This is a genomic window from Thalassospira sp. CH_XMU1458, assembly GCF_037027205.1.
In the GTDB taxonomy this organism is placed as follows: domain Bacteria; phylum Pseudomonadota; class Alphaproteobacteria; order Rhodospirillales; family Thalassospiraceae; genus Thalassospira; species Thalassospira tepidiphila.
In genome coordinates this window covers 769,588-784,288 of sequence record NZ_JAYMDW010000002.1, presented here as the reverse complement: position 1 = coordinate 784,288, position 14,701 = coordinate 769,588, and the positions used below count along the sequence as shown (strand labels likewise).

At 54.3% G+C, this 14,701-nt stretch carries 15 protein-coding genes; 8 read left to right on the top strand and 7 right to left on the bottom strand.

Annotated elements, in window-relative coordinates; translation table 11 throughout:
* The first annotated feature begins 38 nt into the window (after window positions 1–38).
* The 6 genes from ntrX to WBY09_RS11020 all read left to right on the top strand — a co-directional run bounded on the left by ntrX (window position 39) and on the right by WBY09_RS11020 (window position 6,147).
* Window positions 39–1,418, top strand: a complete 1,380-nt coding sequence (gene ntrX, locus WBY09_RS11045) for a nitrogen assimilation response regulator NtrX (RefSeq protein ID WP_008891085.1) — start codon at window positions 39–41, stop codon at window positions 1,416–1,418.
* Window positions 1,419–1,460: 42 nt separating this feature from the next.
* Window positions 1,461–2,840: a Trk system potassium transporter TrkA gene (gene trkA, locus WBY09_RS11040; RefSeq protein WP_008891084.1), complete on the top strand. Its 1,380-nt coding sequence runs from the start codon at window positions 1,461–1,463 to the stop codon at window positions 2,838–2,840.
* A 63-nt stretch (window positions 2,841–2,903) separates the two neighbouring features.
* Window positions 2,904–3,590 (top strand): HAD family hydrolase, encoded by a 687-nt coding sequence (locus WBY09_RS11035; protein ID WP_197147446.1) that lies wholly within the window; start codon window positions 2,904–2,906, stop codon window positions 3,588–3,590.
* Window positions 3,591–3,711: 121 nt separating this feature from the next.
* Window positions 3,712–3,969, top strand: coding sequence for an RNA chaperone Hfq (hfq, locus tag WBY09_RS11030; protein WP_008891082.1), 258 nt, complete (start codon window positions 3,712–3,714; stop codon window positions 3,967–3,969).
* 7 nt (window positions 3,970–3,976) lie between these two features.
* Window positions 3,977–5,308: a GTPase HflX gene (gene hflX / locus WBY09_RS11025; RefSeq protein ID WP_414716644.1), complete on the top strand. Its 1,332-nt coding sequence runs from the start codon at window positions 3,977–3,979 to the stop codon at window positions 5,306–5,308.
* Window positions 5,309–5,322: 14 nt separating this feature from the next.
* Entirely contained in the window at window positions 5,323–6,147 is an 825-nt protein-coding gene (locus WBY09_RS11020) for an inositol monophosphatase family protein (protein WP_252724118.1), read from the top strand.
* 6 nt (window positions 6,148–6,153) lie between these two features.
* On the opposite strand, the gene mazG is transcribed toward WBY09_RS11020, so the two are convergent.
* The 5 genes from mazG to ectA form a co-directional block, all read right to left on the bottom strand.
* The gene (gene mazG / locus WBY09_RS11015; RefSeq protein WP_197147448.1) at window positions 6,154–6,978 is read right to left on the bottom strand and encodes a nucleoside triphosphate pyrophosphohydrolase; all 825 of its coding nucleotides are present in this window, start codon (window positions 6,976–6,978) and stop codon (window positions 6,154–6,156) included.
* Between the two features lie 159 nt (window positions 6,979–7,137).
* Complete coding sequence (locus tag WBY09_RS11010) at window positions 7,138–8,643, bottom strand: aspartate kinase (protein ID WP_197147449.1); 1,506 nt, start codon at window positions 8,641–8,643, stop codon at window positions 7,138–7,140.
* Between the two features lie 83 nt (window positions 8,644–8,726).
* Window positions 8,727–9,128: an ectoine synthase gene (locus WBY09_RS11005; RefSeq protein WP_008891076.1), complete on the bottom strand. Its 402-nt coding sequence runs from the start codon at window positions 9,126–9,128 to the stop codon at window positions 8,727–8,729.
* 66 nt (window positions 9,129–9,194) lie between these two features.
* Entirely contained in the window at window positions 9,195–10,478 is a 1,284-nt protein-coding gene (gene ectB / locus WBY09_RS11000; RefSeq protein WP_197147450.1) for a diaminobutyrate--2-oxoglutarate transaminase, read from the bottom strand.
* Window positions 10,479–10,604: 126 nt separating this feature from the next.
* Window positions 10,605–11,153: a diaminobutyrate acetyltransferase gene (gene ectA / locus WBY09_RS10995; RefSeq protein ID WP_286792491.1), complete on the bottom strand. Its 549-nt coding sequence runs from the start codon at window positions 11,151–11,153 to the stop codon at window positions 10,605–10,607.
* Between the two features lie 322 nt (window positions 11,154–11,475).
* Between ectA and WBY09_RS10990 the strand changes: the two genes are divergently transcribed.
* Together WBY09_RS10990 and WBY09_RS10985 are read left to right on the top strand one after the other, a co-directional pair.
* On the top strand, window positions 11,476–11,964 hold the full coding sequence (locus WBY09_RS10990; protein WP_008891073.1) for a MarR family winged helix-turn-helix transcriptional regulator: 489 nt from the start codon (window positions 11,476–11,478) through the stop codon (window positions 11,962–11,964).
* A gap of 198 nt (window positions 11,965–12,162) precedes the next feature.
* Window positions 12,163–13,101, top strand: coding sequence for an MBL fold metallo-hydrolase (locus tag WBY09_RS10985; protein WP_252724119.1), 939 nt, complete (start codon window positions 12,163–12,165; stop codon window positions 13,099–13,101).
* 19 nt (window positions 13,102–13,120) lie between these two features.
* On the opposite strand, the gene WBY09_RS10980 is transcribed toward WBY09_RS10985, so the two are convergent.
* Window positions 13,121–14,215, bottom strand: coding sequence for a YeeE/YedE family protein (locus WBY09_RS10980; RefSeq protein ID WP_197147453.1), 1,095 nt, complete (start codon window positions 14,213–14,215; stop codon window positions 13,121–13,123).
* 110 nt (window positions 14,216–14,325) lie between these two features.
* Window positions 14,326–14,688 (bottom strand): ArsR/SmtB family transcription factor, encoded by a 363-nt coding sequence (locus WBY09_RS10975; protein ID WP_040823953.1) that lies wholly within the window; start codon window positions 14,686–14,688, stop codon window positions 14,326–14,328.
* Window positions 14,689–14,701 lie beyond the last annotated feature (13 nt).

The window sequence follows — 14,701 nt, the reverse complement described above, 5'->3', positions numbered from 1 at the left end:
CAAAATCGAAACAAGAAAAAGATTGATTTGGTCACGACATGGCGCACGACATTCTTATTGTCGACGATGAAGAAGATATCCGGGCTCTGATATCAGGCATCCTCGAGGACGAGGGTTATACAACCCGTCAGGCAGGATCAAGCCAGGGCGCGCTGTCAGAGGTTGCCGCCCGTCGGCCGAGCCTTGTGGTGCTTGATATCTGGATGGATGAAAGCGATCACGATGGCATCGAGACGCTTAAGCTGATCAAGCGCGAGCACAGCGAAGTCCCGGTCGTGATGATTTCCGGTCACGGTAATATTGAAACGGCACTCGAAGCGTCGCGCATCGGTGCCTATGACTTCATCGAAAAACCGTTCAATACTGACCGCCTTTTGATGGTGGTCGAACGCGCCATTGATGATGCGCGCCTGCGCCGTGAAAACCGTGAACTGACCTTGCGGGCCGGCGGCGATACCGAACTCGTTGGCAAATCATCGGTTTTGAACAACCTGCGCCAGTCGGCCGAACGGGTTGCGCGTACCGGCAGCCGCATTCTGATCCATGGGCCGGCCGGATCGGGCAAGGAAGTTGTCGCGCGCCTGATCCATCAGAAATCCGCCCGTGCCGAGGCGCCGTTTGTCGTGCTGAACTGTGCCAATATTTCGCCCGACACCATGGAAGAATCGCTGTTTGGTGCGGTTGCGACTTCGGATCGTGAGGCGCGCACAGGCGTGCTTGAATTGGCCCATGGCGGGACCTTGTTGCTTGATGAAGTGGCCGATATGCCGCTTGAAACCCAGGGCAAGATTGTCCGGGTTTTGCAGGATCAAACGTTTGAACGCGTTGGCGGATCGGTTCCGGTCAATGTTGATGTGCGCGTTATCGCAACAACTGCACGCGACCTTGAACAACGCATTGCCGAGCAGAAATTCCGCCAGGACCTTTATTACCGCCTCAATGTTGTGCCGCTTGAAGTACCATCCTTGCAGCAGCGTCGCGAAGATATTCCGATGTTGGCGGAAATGTTCCTTGATCGTTATGCCGATGCGACGGGGCTTCCCAAACGGAAACTTTCGCCCGAGGCAATGGCAACCCTGCATGCTTATGATTGGCCGGGCAATGTGCGCCAGTTGCGCAATGTCATCGAAAGATTGATGATCATGGCGCCCGATGATGACGACAAGGTGGATCTGATCAGTGGTAAAATGCTGCCATCAGAGCTGTTTTCTGACGTGCCGACGTCGCTAAGTTTTGACAAGACCAGTGAAATCATGGCATTGCCGCTCCGCGAAGCGCGGGAGATGTTTGAAAAAGAATATCTCCAGACACAGATCGACCGTTTTGGCGGGAATATCTCCAAAACGGCAAGCTTTGTCGGCATGGAACGCTCAGCCTTGCATCGCAAGCTGAAAAGCCTTGGTGTGAACGGTCAATAAGCCCAAACTCACCATGGACTGTTGTGAACGGGAGAATTCGAAATGAAGGTCATCATTTGCGGCGCCGGGCAGGTGGGGTTCCACATTGCCAAATATCTGGCTGCGGAAAACAATGATGTAACCGTGATCGACCAGTCCGAAGAACTGGTACGCAAGATTTCCGACACGCTTGAGGTCAAGGGCATCATTGGCTTTGGGTCGCACCCGGATGTGTTGCAGCAGGCCGGCGCCGAAGAGGCCGACATGCTGATCGCGGTGACCTTTGCCGATGAAGTCAATATGACAGCCTGTCAGGTGGCGCATTCGCTGTTTAACGTGCCAACCAAAATTGCCCGTATCCGCAGCCAGACTTATTTGCAGCCGGAATGGGCCAGCCTGTTTGGCCGTGAAAAGCTTCCGATTGATGTGGTGATTTCGCCCGAGATGGAAGTCGCGCGCGCGGTTGCACGCCGCCTTCAGGCACCCGGTGCGTTCGACATGATCCCGTTTGCCGATGACAAGGTCAAAATCCTTGGCATCCGGTGTAGCGATGATTGCCCGGTGATCAATACGCCGTTGCGTCAGCTTCATCAGCTTTTCCCGGATCTTAACATCTCGATCCTTGGCATGATCCGCGGTGACAAGGCCGTCTATCCCAAGGGCGATGACCAGATGCTGGCGGGTGACCTTGTGTATCTTGCCGTATCGAGCGACCAGGTGGATCGCGCAATGTCGGCCTTTGGTCATGAAGACCCCGAAGCACGCCGTATCGTGATTTTTGGCGGCGGGAACATCGCATTGTTCCTGGCCGAGGAAATCAACAAGAACTTCCCGGGGGTGACCACCCGACTGGTCGAAGCCGATCCGGAACGCGCGCGCTATGTCGCGCAGAAACTGCCAAAGAAAAGCGTTGTTCTGCGCGGGGACGTTCTTGATCCGGAACTGCTTGAAGAAGCCAATGTCGGCAATGCCGAGGCGGTTGTTGCGCTGACCAATGACGATGAAACCAACATTCTGGCATCACTTCTGGCCAAGCGGTATGGCTGCCCGCGTGCGCTGACCCTGATTAACAAAAGCACCTATAACTCGCTGGTTTCCGAACTTGGCGTGGATGTGGTGATCAGCCCGCGTATGACGACGGTGTCGACCATCCTGCATCATGTACGCCGCGGCCGTATTCGTGCCGTGCACAGCCTGTCAGAGGGCTTTGGCGAGGTTCTTGAGGCAGAGGCACTTGAAACTGCACCAATTGTTGGCAAGGCGATCAAGGATATCGCGATGCCGGCAAGCGTGGTCTTTGGGGCCATTTTGCGCGATGGCGAAGTTGTGATGCCGCGCGCCGCCACCGTGATCGAGGCCAACGACCGGATTGTCGTATTTGCCGGTTCGGAACAGATCAAGAAGGTCGAAAAGATGTTCGCTGTTCGTCTGGAATACTTCTGATAAATCAGAGCGCTGCCGTAATCCTCATACAATATATTCCCGATCCTGCCAACGGAAGTTCAAATGTCTGATCAATTGCCCCATCCGCCAAAGGCCGTCATATTTGACTGGGATAACACCCTTGTCGATAGCTGGGGAACGATCCAGGCAGCGCTTAACATGACATTTGACGACTTCGGGCTTGAGACATGGACGCTTGACCAAACCAAGCAGCGTGTCGCGCGCTCGATGCGAGACAGTTTCCCGATCTTGTTTGGTGAAGATCGCTGGGAGCAGGCCAAAGACAGCTTTTATGGTCACTTCCAGTCTATTCATCTTGAAACCCTGATGCCGTTGGCCGGGGCGCATGATCTGTTATGTGCACTGCGTGATAACGGCACTTATATCGGGGTGGTCAGTAACAAGAACGGGGATTTCTTGCGCAAGGAAGCCGATCACCTTGGGTGGACACCATTTTTTGGCAGGATTGTCGGTGCAACCGATGCCGCCAAGGACAAACCGGCACCCGATCCGGTGCATCTGGCGATGGGCGACTCTTCGGCGCCGCAATATGAGAATCTGTGGTTTGTTGGCGACAGCGTGGTCGATATTCAGTGCGCGCGCAACGTCGGGGCGACTGCAATTCTGATTGGCGATGAAATTACCGGTCACGGCGATACGCAGAATTCCGCGACTCTTAGCCCTGATTGGCATTTCGCTGATTGCGGGGCGCTTGTAGGGGTTGTAAAAGGCTTCTCGAAAGTCTTATAGTTCATAGAGGTCATTAAAAATGGGGCCGGAATCGTGACAGACCTTTAAGTCGACGGTTCCACATTTTCCTTGACCGCCCGAAACCAAAAAAACGCTCATAAAAGAAGGCTAGGTCTAACCGATGGCGGAAAAATCACAGAATGTTCAGGACGTCTTCCTGAATTATTGCCGTAAAAACAAAACGCCGGTTACCGTGTTTCTGGTCAACGGAGTCAAATTGCAGGGCATCATTACCTGGTTTGACAATTTCTCTGTTTTGCTGCGGCGCGATGCTCATACCCAGCTCGTATACAAACATGCGATTTCGACGGTAATGCCGACGACGCCGATCAAACTGTTTGATCCGAGCCAGCCTGCGACGGAAGAAGAAAATAGCTGAAGAATCTCTGACTTCGGGGGGCGGCGATACGCCAGAAGCTCCCCGGGTCCTAGTTTTCCACCCGGAACTAAAACGCGCAGACCAGACCGGTGCTTGGCGCGACGCATCGTCGCGTCTCGAAGAAGCGGTCAGTCTTACGGGTGCACTTGATTTTGAAGTGGTGGGCGCGGAAATTGTGCCCATCGCGAAATTGCGGCCTTCAACCCTGTTTGGCAAAGGCGTTACCGAACGTCTTGGTCTGCAGATCAAGGCCATTGAGGCCGACATTGTCATGATCAACGGCCAGCTTTCCCCGATCCAGCAACGTAATCTGGAACGCGAGTGGAAATGCAAGGTTATTGACCGGACCGGCCTGATTCTTGAAATCTTTGCTGATCGCGCGCGGACGCGTGAAGGCCGTTTGCAGGTTCAACTGGCACTGCTGAGCTATCAGCGGTCGCGCCTTGTCCGGACGTGGACGCACCTTGAACGTCAACGTGGTGGGCGTGGCTTCCTTGCCGGTCCTGGTGAACGTCAGATCGAGATCGACCGTCGTTTGATCGGTGACAAGCTTGCCAAGCTCCGTCGTGAGCTTGAAGAAGTCAAACGGACGCGCGAACTTCACCGTGAAGCACGCCGTCGGGTGCCGTATCCGATTGTGGCTCTTGTCGGTTACACCAACGCCGGTAAATCGACGCTGTTTAACCAGCTGACCGTGTCCGAGGTCTTTGCCGAGGACATGCTGTTTGCGACGCTTGATCCGACCATGCGTGGTTTGATCCTGCCAAGTGGTCGCAAGGTTATTCTGTCTGATACCGTGGGATTTGTGTCAGATCTTCCGCACGATCTTGTCGCGGCGTTCCGTGCAACGCTTGAAGAAGTTCTTGAAGCCGACCTGATTGTTCATGTCCGCGATGCGGCTTCGCCGGAAACCGAAGAGCAAAAGCTTGATGTGCTTGAAGTTCTTAAGGAGCTTGGGCTTAAGAAGGCGATTGACGGCGAGGAACTTGTCGAGGCGCTGAACAAGATTGATCAGCTCAAAGGCGAAGAACTGCAAGCCGTTTCGGAATATTCTGCGCGCCATGACAATACGATCGCGATTTCAGCCATCAAAGGTACCAATTGCGATGCATTGCTTGGCCTGATTGAAGACCGGCTGACCGAAGATATGCCGGTGTTTGAGCTTTGTGTGCCGTATTCGGATGGCAAATCACTGGCGCGGCTTTATGAGCAGGGCGAGGTTTTGAAACGCAACGAAGGTGCCGACGGCATTTCGGTTCAGGTGCGCGTCGATACGACCCGCGTTGGCCGTTTCGAAGACTGGTGTGCCAAGGCCGGGCTCGATGTTCATCTGGTTTGATAGGGAGAGAGCGCGTGGCGATTAAAGTCGATATGGACAAAGTGACCGAAATCATTCGGGAAGTGTCGGCTGCTGAAATTGCCCCGCGTTTTGGCCAGTTGGATGATGCAGATATCGATACCAAGACCCATGCGATGGATCTGGTGACGATTGCGGATACTGAAGCTGAGCGCGTTCTGACTCGCCGTTTGACCGATCTTTTGCCGGGCAGCCGCGCCCTTGGCGAAGAAGCCGCCCATGAAGACCCGACTTTGCAGGAGCGGATCTTTGCTGGCGATGATCCGTTCTGGATCATTGATCCGGTGGATGGCACCAAGAACTTCGCCCATCACAAACAACCGTTCCGTTGCATGGTCGGCCTTTATTCTGGTGGCGAAACCGTTGCTGCCTGGATTGTCGATCCGATTGAAGGGGCGGCAACCGTTGCAGAACTGGGGTCGGGGACGCGTTACCGGGATCAGCCGGTTTCCGTGCGTTCCAACATCACCAAGGCGTCTGATGCCAAAGGTTTTCTGATTTCCTACGCACGGGACCGCATCCGCAAGCATTACGGCCATCTCGATTTCTTTGCCGATGTTGCGCATTATTCCTGCTGTGGTGCCGAGTATGAGGAAACAGCGCGTGGGGCGTTTGATTTCTGTGCCTATCGGACACTTAAACCCTGGGATCATGCGCCGGGCACATTGCTGGTGCGTGAGGCTGGTGGCTATGCGCGCTATATCACTGCCGACAAGAACAATGAATATAACGCCAATGCCACGGCGGCCGGACTTTTGTGCGCCAGCTCCGAGGAGCTGTGGGCAGAAATCAATGAAATTCTGATACCGCTCTTTACCTGAGTTTGATCAGACCTGACCGCGTTCGGTCTTTTTCGCCACATCCCAGAGACTATCCATTTCAGCCAGATCGGAGTCCGCAGCCGTGCGGCCGTCGCGTGCCAGTTCGTCTTCGATGAAGTGGAAGCGTTTGGTGAACTTATGGTTCGCGCCGCGAAGGGCCACTTCGGGATCAACACCGATCTTGCGCGCAAGATTGGCCATCACAAACAACATATCACCAAGTTCATCCTGCAAACGGGCCGGATCCGGGTTTTCCGTCATTTCGGCTTTGAGTTCGTCGATTTCTTCGTGAAGCTTGTCAAAGACTTCATCGGTGCTGGGCCAGTCGAACCCGACACGCGCGGCGCGTTTGGTCAGTTTTTCCGCACGCATTAACGCGGGCAGGGCGCTTGCGACCCCATCAAGGGCGCTGTGGCGTTCGTGTCCTTTGTCTTCGGCCTTCCGGGCGCGTTCGGCGGCCTTGATCTTTTCCCAAGTCTGATTGACGCCATCGGTCGTCGTAGCATCCCCGTCGCCAAAAACATGCGGATGACGGCTGATCATTTTTGAAACGATGCTGTTGGCGACGTCTTCGAACTCGAAATGACCGGCTTCCTTCGCCATCTGGGCATGGAACACCACCTGCAACAGCAGATCGCCCAACTCGTTGCAAAGCTCTGGCATGTCATTGTCGGCAATCGCATCAGCCACTTCGTAGGCTTCTTCGATGGTGTAGGGGGCAATGGTGGAGAAATCCTGTTCGAGATCCCACGGGCAGCCACCATCGGGATTGCGCAGCTTTGCCATGACGTCGAGGAGTTCGTTGATGGCTTTGCTGTTATGCGTGGTCATGGTCGATGTCCCGTCTGTTTTGCTGGTGTGCCCCGATTATCCTTTAAGTCCTATCGCGCTGCATCAAAACTGACAAGCATATGATCAAGGCAAAACAAAACCCGCAAGGCCAATGCGGCACTTGCGGGTTTTGCTGTGATGTTCGGATGCCCTTTTGGCTTATGCAGCCTTGAGCTTTTCCTGTTTTTCGGTGCTGTCATCCTTGGTTTGCTTGGATGATGCTCTTTCTTCTTTTTTGCCTTCGACGAGGCCGCGATGCAGGGCGACAATTGCCTTGTTGAAGTCGCCTTCGGCAACAACAAACTGCAGATCAACGCGGCGGCTCGGATAGTGGGAGGCCACCAGTTCAACACCGGCATCATCAAGGATCGATACCGCGCGGGCGAACAGACCCGGCTGTTCGATGTTGGCACCAATCACCGAGACAATAGCGACCTTACGGGTCTGAACGGTTGCCTCTGGCTGATTTGCCTCGATCTCGTCAACGCAGCGGCGGATCTGCTTGAGCGGTGCCGACACGTAATGCGTAATCGTATTGGCGTTCAGGTTCTTGGTAACGGTCGGGACCTTGTAACGTTTCAGAACGTTCAGGATCGCTTCCTCGCCACCTGGAACACCAACCATATCCTGATTGAAGACTTCAATCTCGAACGCGGTCGGAACGCCAGTCACGATTTCAACACGGCTGTTTTCCGGCTCCCAATGATCGTCAATAACCGTGCCCGGATGTTCCGGTTCAAAGGTATTGGCAATCCTCAGCGGAATATCGTTCTGACGAAGGCCTTTGGCCGCACGCGGGTGGATGGCTTCCATGCCCATGTTCGACAACTGGTCGGCCACGTCGTAGCTGGTGCGGCCAATCGGGCGCACAGCATCTTCGCCGACGATGCGCGGATCAGCACTCGACAAGTGGAATTCCTTGTGAATGATCGCTTCGCGCGCCTGGGTCAGGCAGGCAATGCGCGAGAAGGTCACTTCACTGTAGCCACGGCCATAGATGCTCATCAGGCCTTCGCTGCACTGGGCATAGCCCGTCGCAATGGCAAGCTGCTTGGAAAGGTCGATGTCATCAAACACCTTCCCAATACGACCATCAAGGGTAGAGGCCTCTGGCTCACGCCAGCCCGAAAGATCGGCAAAGACCGCATTCACACCCTTGGCGCGCAGGAGAAGCATGGTGTTGTGCGCACTGTGCGCTTCACCAATGGCTGACAGCATTTCACGTACGGTCAGAAGATGCTTTTCAAGCTTGAAGTGACCGAAGCTGCACAGACGATGAAGATCCATCAGGCAGCTGCGCGTGCCTTCAATGCGTTCCTGTACAAAGGCATTGGCAAGTTTCAGTTCCGGCGCGTCGCCAAAAATTTCTTCGTTAATGGCGCACATCTTTTCGGAGACCTTGGTCAAGGCATCGCCCCAGGCCCAATCGGTTTCCGAGCCGGCGTAAAGCTGATAGACGCCCGGTTCACCGGTCTTTTTGTTTTCCAGCAAAAGGTCGGTAAAACCGCCATATGCCGAAACAACAAAGACACGGTTGTAAAGCTCGTCTTCCTTACGGTTGCCGACAAGAATGTTGTCCATGACCGCATCAACCTGGGTCATCGACGTACCGCCGATCTTGTGAACGCTATGCCCTGCGTCCTTGTTTTTCTGGGCTGAAAGCATGTTGCCTCCTTTAGGGGCGTTTCCTTTAAAGAATATGCTTTAAATGGTCGGGCAGTCGTTAGGTGCCGCCCGACCAGAAATTGTTAGCTTGCGAGTGCTTCGCCATCGAGCGGATAAACACCGTTCTCGTCATGCACTTCACGGCCATTCAGCGGCGGGTTGAAGGCACAGGCAACTACCATGTCCTCGGTGCCGCCACGCAGATAGTGGCGGTCATGCTTGTCAAGGATGTAAACCGTGCCCGGCTCGATCTTGTATTTCTTGCCGTCAGCAATGGTTTCGACTTCGCCGTTGCCCGAGATGCAGTAAACCGTCTCGAAATGGTTGGCGTAGCATATCTCGGTTTCGGTGCCGGCATAAATGGTGGTGATGTGGAACGAGAAACCCATGCCATCTTCGGCGAGCGACAGGCGGGTGCTTTCCCAGTTGTCCGAAACCACGCGGCGACCGGATGCTTCACATTCTTTCAGAGTACGAACAATCATTTTTAACTCTTTGATATAATTAAGTTGTGGGGCCGGGCGACGCAGTTAAGCGTCGCCCAAACTATGTTACTCAGCGGCTGCTTTGGACGGGGAAACGTCCTTGCCCATGGCTTTGGCGGTTGCCAGTTCAAGGATTTCCAGTCCATGTGCCAGATCCTGCTTGGAGATGATCAGCGGCACAAGGCATTTGACCACTTCATCTTCCGGACCACTGGTTTCGATCACAAGGTTATGCTTGAAGCATTCCTTGGTGACCTTCGATGCCAGTTCGCCACTTTCAAAGCAGATACCCTGCATCAGGCCACGGCCCTTGCGATAGAGTTTGCCATCGCCATAGCGATCAATGATTTCATCGAGGCGCGTTTCGAGGAACGCAGCCTTGTCGCGTACATCAGCAGCAAACTTGTCATCCGACCAGAAATGGTCAAGCGCAGCAGCGGCAGTCACAAACGCGTGGTTGTTACCACGGAAGGTGCCGTTATGTTCGCCCGGATGCCAGACATCGAGTTCCGGCTTCATCAGAACTACGGCAAGCGGAAGACCATACGCCGAAAGGGATTTCGACAGCGTGATAACGTCCGGCTTGATGCCAGCAGGTTCGAAGCTAAAGAACGTACCGGTACGGCCACAGCCCGCCTGAATGTCATCGACAATCAGAAGGATGTCATGCTTGCGGCAAACCTTTTCCAGGTTCTTGAGCCAGCCAAAGTCAGCGGCATTCAGGCCACCTTCACCCTGAAGGGTTTCGACGATCACGGCTGCGGGCAGGGCGATGCCGCTGGAGTTGTCCGAAAGGACACGGTCCAGATACTCGGTGGTATCAGCACCGTCACCCATGTAACCGTCAAACGGTACTGCAACAGCATTATCAAGCGAGACGCCAGCAGCACCACGATGATGTTCGTTGCCCGTGATGGCAAGCGAACCAAGCGTGCAACCATGGAAGCCGTTGGTAAACGAAATCACGGTTTCGCGGCCCTTGACGCGACGGGCCAGTTTAAGAGCAGCTTCGACGGCGTTGGTGCCGGTCGGGCCAGTAAACTGGACCTTGTATTCCATGTCGCGCGGCTTGAAGATTTTCTCTTCGAGCGCTTCAAGAAAGGCTGCCTTGGCCTTGGTGTGCATGTCCAGACCATGGGTTACGCCGTTTGATTTGATATAATCAATCAGCTTTTCCTGCAGGACAGGATGGTTATGGCCATAGTTCAGCGTGCCGGCACCGGCAAGGAAATCAAGATAGCGGTTGCCATCGACATCGGTCAGCCAAGCGCCCTCAGCACTTTCAAAGGTTACGGGGAAGGAGCGTGCATAGCTCTGAACTTCCGATTCAAGGCGATCAAATACAGTCATAGTTCCCTCTTTCAGATTGGGAAAATCAAGTCCACCTGTCATACCGAACGTTCCGGCGTGCCGGATGTTCCAGAAATGGTCGATGCCATTTCGCGTATGACAAGTGGGGAAATTAGGTCAGCCGGATTAGGCGGCGACGCGTTCGACGTCTTCGCGCTCGAACGGACCGATCTGCCAAAGAATTTCGCTGGCAGCGGCGCCTTCGAAGTGTGTTTCGCGTTCAAACTGGACCTTGCGCTTAACATCAGCACCCAGTTCGCGCGCAACGGAACGGAAGACACCCTGCGACGGTGCGTTCGTCGAGGTGATCGTTGTGTTCAGCTGCGAGACGTTGTGGCAGGACGGACGATCCAGAATGTCAAGGATCAGACGCTTCGCCAGACGCAGGCCTCGGGCCTTGGGCGAAACTGCCACCTGCCAGATGAAAAGCTGATCAGGCTGGTCGGGGACGATATAGCCCGAAACGAAACCGACGGCTTCGCCGTTCAGTTCGGCAATCGCGCACGTGCCTGAGAAGTGCGAGCACTGCAGCAGATTGCAATACATCGAGTTTTCATCCAGCGGCTTGCAGTCGGCAATGAGGTTATTCACCGCAGCGCCGTCTGTGGCCTTGGGTTTACGGATAATCAGGTTGGCTTTCTGGCCGGTATTGCCGTTTGTGTTGGCAATTTTCATCGGTCTGCCTGCTCTGTTATTTCGATACACGATCATTTATGTCGCGAGAGATGTATAGAACAACGATACAAATTGATCAACCCCTTCTCTGTGACTTTCCTGTGAAACTCTATAAGTTATTGATATTAAGCTAAACATTGATGTATCGCCCTTCGATAAGGATAATATTCTTTCGATGAAATATTGTTTCCTGAATAGAGCGATAATCGATGGAATAAATGATCGAAATTCGATATAAAAGTGTCTTAAAGCGTTGCGCAGCCGCGGGTCCGGGGCTAAAACAACGCTTGCTATAGAAACGAAAAACGTCCGGAAAATAACAATGGATAAATTGCATGAAGCGTTGATCTCCATCCGCCGCATTTTGCGGGCGAGTGATATCCACGCCAAAAAGCTTGGTAAAGTGACCGGGCTTAAAACATCCCAGCTTCTTGTTTTGCAATCGCTTGAGGAATTCGGTGAGATGACGGTTGGCCAGATCGCGGCCAAGGTTAATCTGGCCCAGGCATCGACCACGGCGCTTGTCGACAAGTTGCAGGCGATGCGGCTTGTGACACGCGAGCGCGGCGACACCGACAAGCGCAAGGTGTTCGTCAGGCTTACCGATCAAGGCAGGGCCATTCTGGATCGCGCGCCGATGGCGCTTCATGACCGTTTTTCGGACAAGTTCAACAATCTTGAAGAATGGGAACAGACGTTTCTCATCGCAGCCCTGCAACGTGTTTCAGGGATGATGGATGCCAGTGATATCGACGTCGCCCCCGTTCTGGACCACGACGAGATTGTTGAAAGGGCGGTAGATCGACACTGAATGCAGTGAGATCAATGTTTCCTTTAGTTCGTTGTAAATAAAGAAAAAAGTACACGACGCGACCTAGGTGTCGTACCTGGGCTTTGGTGTGGCATCCGGGGCTGTTGGCGTGTGGAAAGCTCCACTTGGTATGTTTTTAGGTTGACCAAATCAACCATGAGTGCATTCATTCAAAAAAACATATATGTGGAGGATGCAATGTCTGGAAGCAATTCCTGGTCTCGTCGTAATGTTCTGAAATCTTCGTTGGCACTGGCGGGTATGGGGGCAACCGGGTTGTTTCCCGGGGCTGCGTCAGCGCTTGGTTCCCTGAAACTTGGTGCGTCAGACATCACGGTCATATCGGATGGTAATCTGATGTTGCCGTTATCTTTTGCCTTTCCTGATGTGTCACAGGATGAACTGGTTGCTTTGCTTAAGGCCGAGGGGCAACCAACGGATGCGTTGCTGCCCGATTGCAACATCACCGTTTTGCGCCGTGGTGATCGGGTGGTGATGTTTGATGTTGGCGCTGGCCCGAATTTCATGCCGTCAGCCGGCAAGCTTATGGACAACATTGATGCGGCCGGTGTCAGCCCGGATGAAGTGACCGATATTGTTTTTACGCACGCGCATCCCGACCATCTGTGGGGGCTGATTGATGATTTCGACGAATTGATCTTTGCCGACGCGCGCTATCACATGAACCGGATCGAGTGGGAATACTGGCAGGCCGAGGATACGCTTGAAAAAACGCCCGACGCGCGCAAAAGCTTTGTGGTCGGGGCGCGCAACCGCATGGCCTTCCTTGAGGATCGTATCGAGTTGTTCGATTATGACGCAGAGGTGGTACCCGGTGTCGAGGCAGTCGATACTGCCGGTCACACACCCGGGCATACATCTTTCATGATCCATGACGGATCAAACAGCGCACTTGTGGTGGGCGATGCCATTACCAATGTTGCCGTCTCCTTGATCCATCCAGAATGGCCAAGCGGATCTGATCAGGATGCCGAAAAGGGCATTGCCACGCGCAAGATGCTGCTCGATCGGCTTGCCGTCGATGGATCGCGGATTATCGGCTTTCACATGCCGCATCCAGGCCTTGGCGTGATCGAGCGGGCACGTCCGGCATATCGGTTTGTTGTGGCGGGATAATTGCTGCGTGGGTTTTGGTTTAACCGTGCTTGCGCAGCGATATTGCGCGCAGGAACCCAAACGGTGATCCTTCAAGAAGGACGCCAAGGCCGACCCGCGCGCCGATGGCAATCGAGATCATTACAATCGGCGAAGAAATTGCCAGCGTGGAGAACGCGCTGACACCTTGGCCGATGGTGCAGCCAAGGGCAAAAACGCCGCCAGTTCCCATCAAAAATGCGCCAAGCAGGTGGCGACCAAGTTCGCGGGCGTCATCGCAGGCTTCCCAGCGCATGTCGTTGCTTTTCCAAGCTGCCAGTGCCGCGCCCAGAAACACCCCAATCACCAATCCAACCCCGTAATCGGGCAGGGCCCCGGTAACGGTGATGATCTGCATGATTGTATCGCCAACCGGGGTGACAAAGGAGCCTGCCTCGATCTGGGTTTCAACAAAGCGATATTTTGCAAAGCTCGTCGTCCAGATCCAACCAAGCGATATGCAGGCACCAATTGTGATGGCGCCAAGCGCCTTTGCGCGTTCGGCACGGAAATCAGAACTGCGAAAGACCCACCAAAGGCCGATGGCACTGATCAGCAGGGCAATCGGATAGTGCAGATCAAATCCGCTGGCGTTTGATGCGATCGCGCCAATCGATTGCGATCCGGCCGAGGTGAACTCAATCGACAGCGGATCAAGAAACCAGACACGAAAATGGCCCGTTACGCCGCGAAGGGCAGCAATGGCGGCTAGTCCGATACCGGTCAGGACAACCAGTGCACGCAGATTGCCACCGCCCAGACGAATGATCGCGCCAAATCCGCATGTGCCGACAAAGGCCATGCCAAAGCCAAACATCAGCCCGCCCAGAATGCTGCCTGCAATCGGCAGGGTCGGGGTAATGTAGAAACTGTTGGAAAGATCAATAACGCCAAGGGCGATAAACGTTTGGGTGCAGAACAGTGCAGTGATGGCCGCCAGCACCCAGGCGCGCAGACCGATGCTATTGGCGGCAAACCAATAGCGTTCAAGGGCTGCCATCGTGCAGAAATGTTGTCGACGTGCGACAAATCCCACCACGATGCCGGTCAAAACACCGACAAGCGGCAGGGCCCAAGGATTATCCAAACCCAGCATGACGTTTTCCTCCCGCCTTGTTGATTGTAATTTTTTGCCAAGGCGTCGGCGGAATCGTGACGTTTTTTCTGTTCTAATTCAAGGAAGCTTTTTCGATCAGCAGTTGTCGCCTATTCGGCAGCGGCCTTTTCTTCGTCGCGGACCGGGGCGCAGAACAAGTCATAAAGCGTACCAATGATGGTCGCCATTTCTGTATCGACAATGCGGTAATAGATCATGCGGCCTTCGCGGCGGGCCGAGACCAGACCATCAATGCGAAGCCGTGCCAGTTGCTGTGATACAACGGCCTGGGGCATGGACAGAATTTCTTCGAGATCGGATACCGACTTTTCGCCTTCCTGGAGGATGCAAAGGATCAGCAAGCGTGTCTCATGCGACAGCGCCTTGAGCATCTCGCTGGCCTTGCGCGCCTGCTTGAGGAGAGCTTCGGCTTCGGTCGAGTCCATGTTTTGCTTGAAACGTGGTAGGGCCATCGTTTGCTGTGCT

Excerpts from the sequence above, each read along its gene's own strand:
- ntrX (WP_008891085.1), top strand. The coding sequence starts at position 39 with ATGGCGCACGACATTCTTATTGTCGACGATGAAGAAGATATCCGGGCT.
- trkA (WP_008891084.1), top strand. The coding sequence starts at position 1,461 with ATGAAGGTCATCATTTGCGGCGCCGGGCAGGTGGGGTTCCACATTGCC.
- WBY09_RS11035 (WP_197147446.1), top strand. The coding sequence starts at position 2,904 with ATGTCTGATCAATTGCCCCATCCGCCAAAGGCCGTCATATTTGACTGG.
- hfq (WP_008891082.1), top strand. The coding sequence starts at position 3,712 with ATGGCGGAAAAATCACAGAATGTTCAGGACGTCTTCCTGAATTATTGC.
- mazG (WP_197147448.1), bottom strand. The coding sequence starts at position 6,978 with ATGACCACGCATAACAGCAAAGCCATCAACGAACTCCTCGACGTCATG.
- WBY09_RS11010 (WP_197147449.1), bottom strand. The coding sequence starts at position 8,643 with ATGCTTTCAGCCCAGAAAAACAAGGACGCAGGGCATAGCGTTCACAAG.
- WBY09_RS11005 (WP_008891076.1), bottom strand. The coding sequence starts at position 9,128 with ATGATTGTTCGTACTCTGAAAGAATGTGAAGCATCCGGTCGCCGCGTG.
- ectB (WP_197147450.1), bottom strand. The coding sequence starts at position 10,478 with ATGACTGTATTTGATCGCCTTGAATCGGAAGTTCAGAGCTATGCACGC.
- ectA (WP_286792491.1), bottom strand. The coding sequence starts at position 11,153 with ATGAAAATTGCCAACACAAACGGCAATACCGGCCAGAAAGCCAACCTG.
- WBY09_RS10990 (WP_008891073.1), top strand. The coding sequence starts at position 11,476 with ATGGATAAATTGCATGAAGCGTTGATCTCCATCCGCCGCATTTTGCGG.
- WBY09_RS10985 (WP_252724119.1), top strand. The coding sequence starts at position 12,163 with ATGTCTGGAAGCAATTCCTGGTCTCGTCGTAATGTTCTGAAATCTTCG.
- WBY09_RS10980 (WP_197147453.1), bottom strand. The coding sequence starts at position 14,215 with ATGCTGGGTTTGGATAATCCTTGGGCCCTGCCGCTTGTCGGTGTTTTG.
- WBY09_RS10975 (WP_040823953.1), bottom strand. The coding sequence starts at position 14,688 with ATGGCCCTACCACGTTTCAAGCAAAACATGGACTCGACCGAAGCCGAA.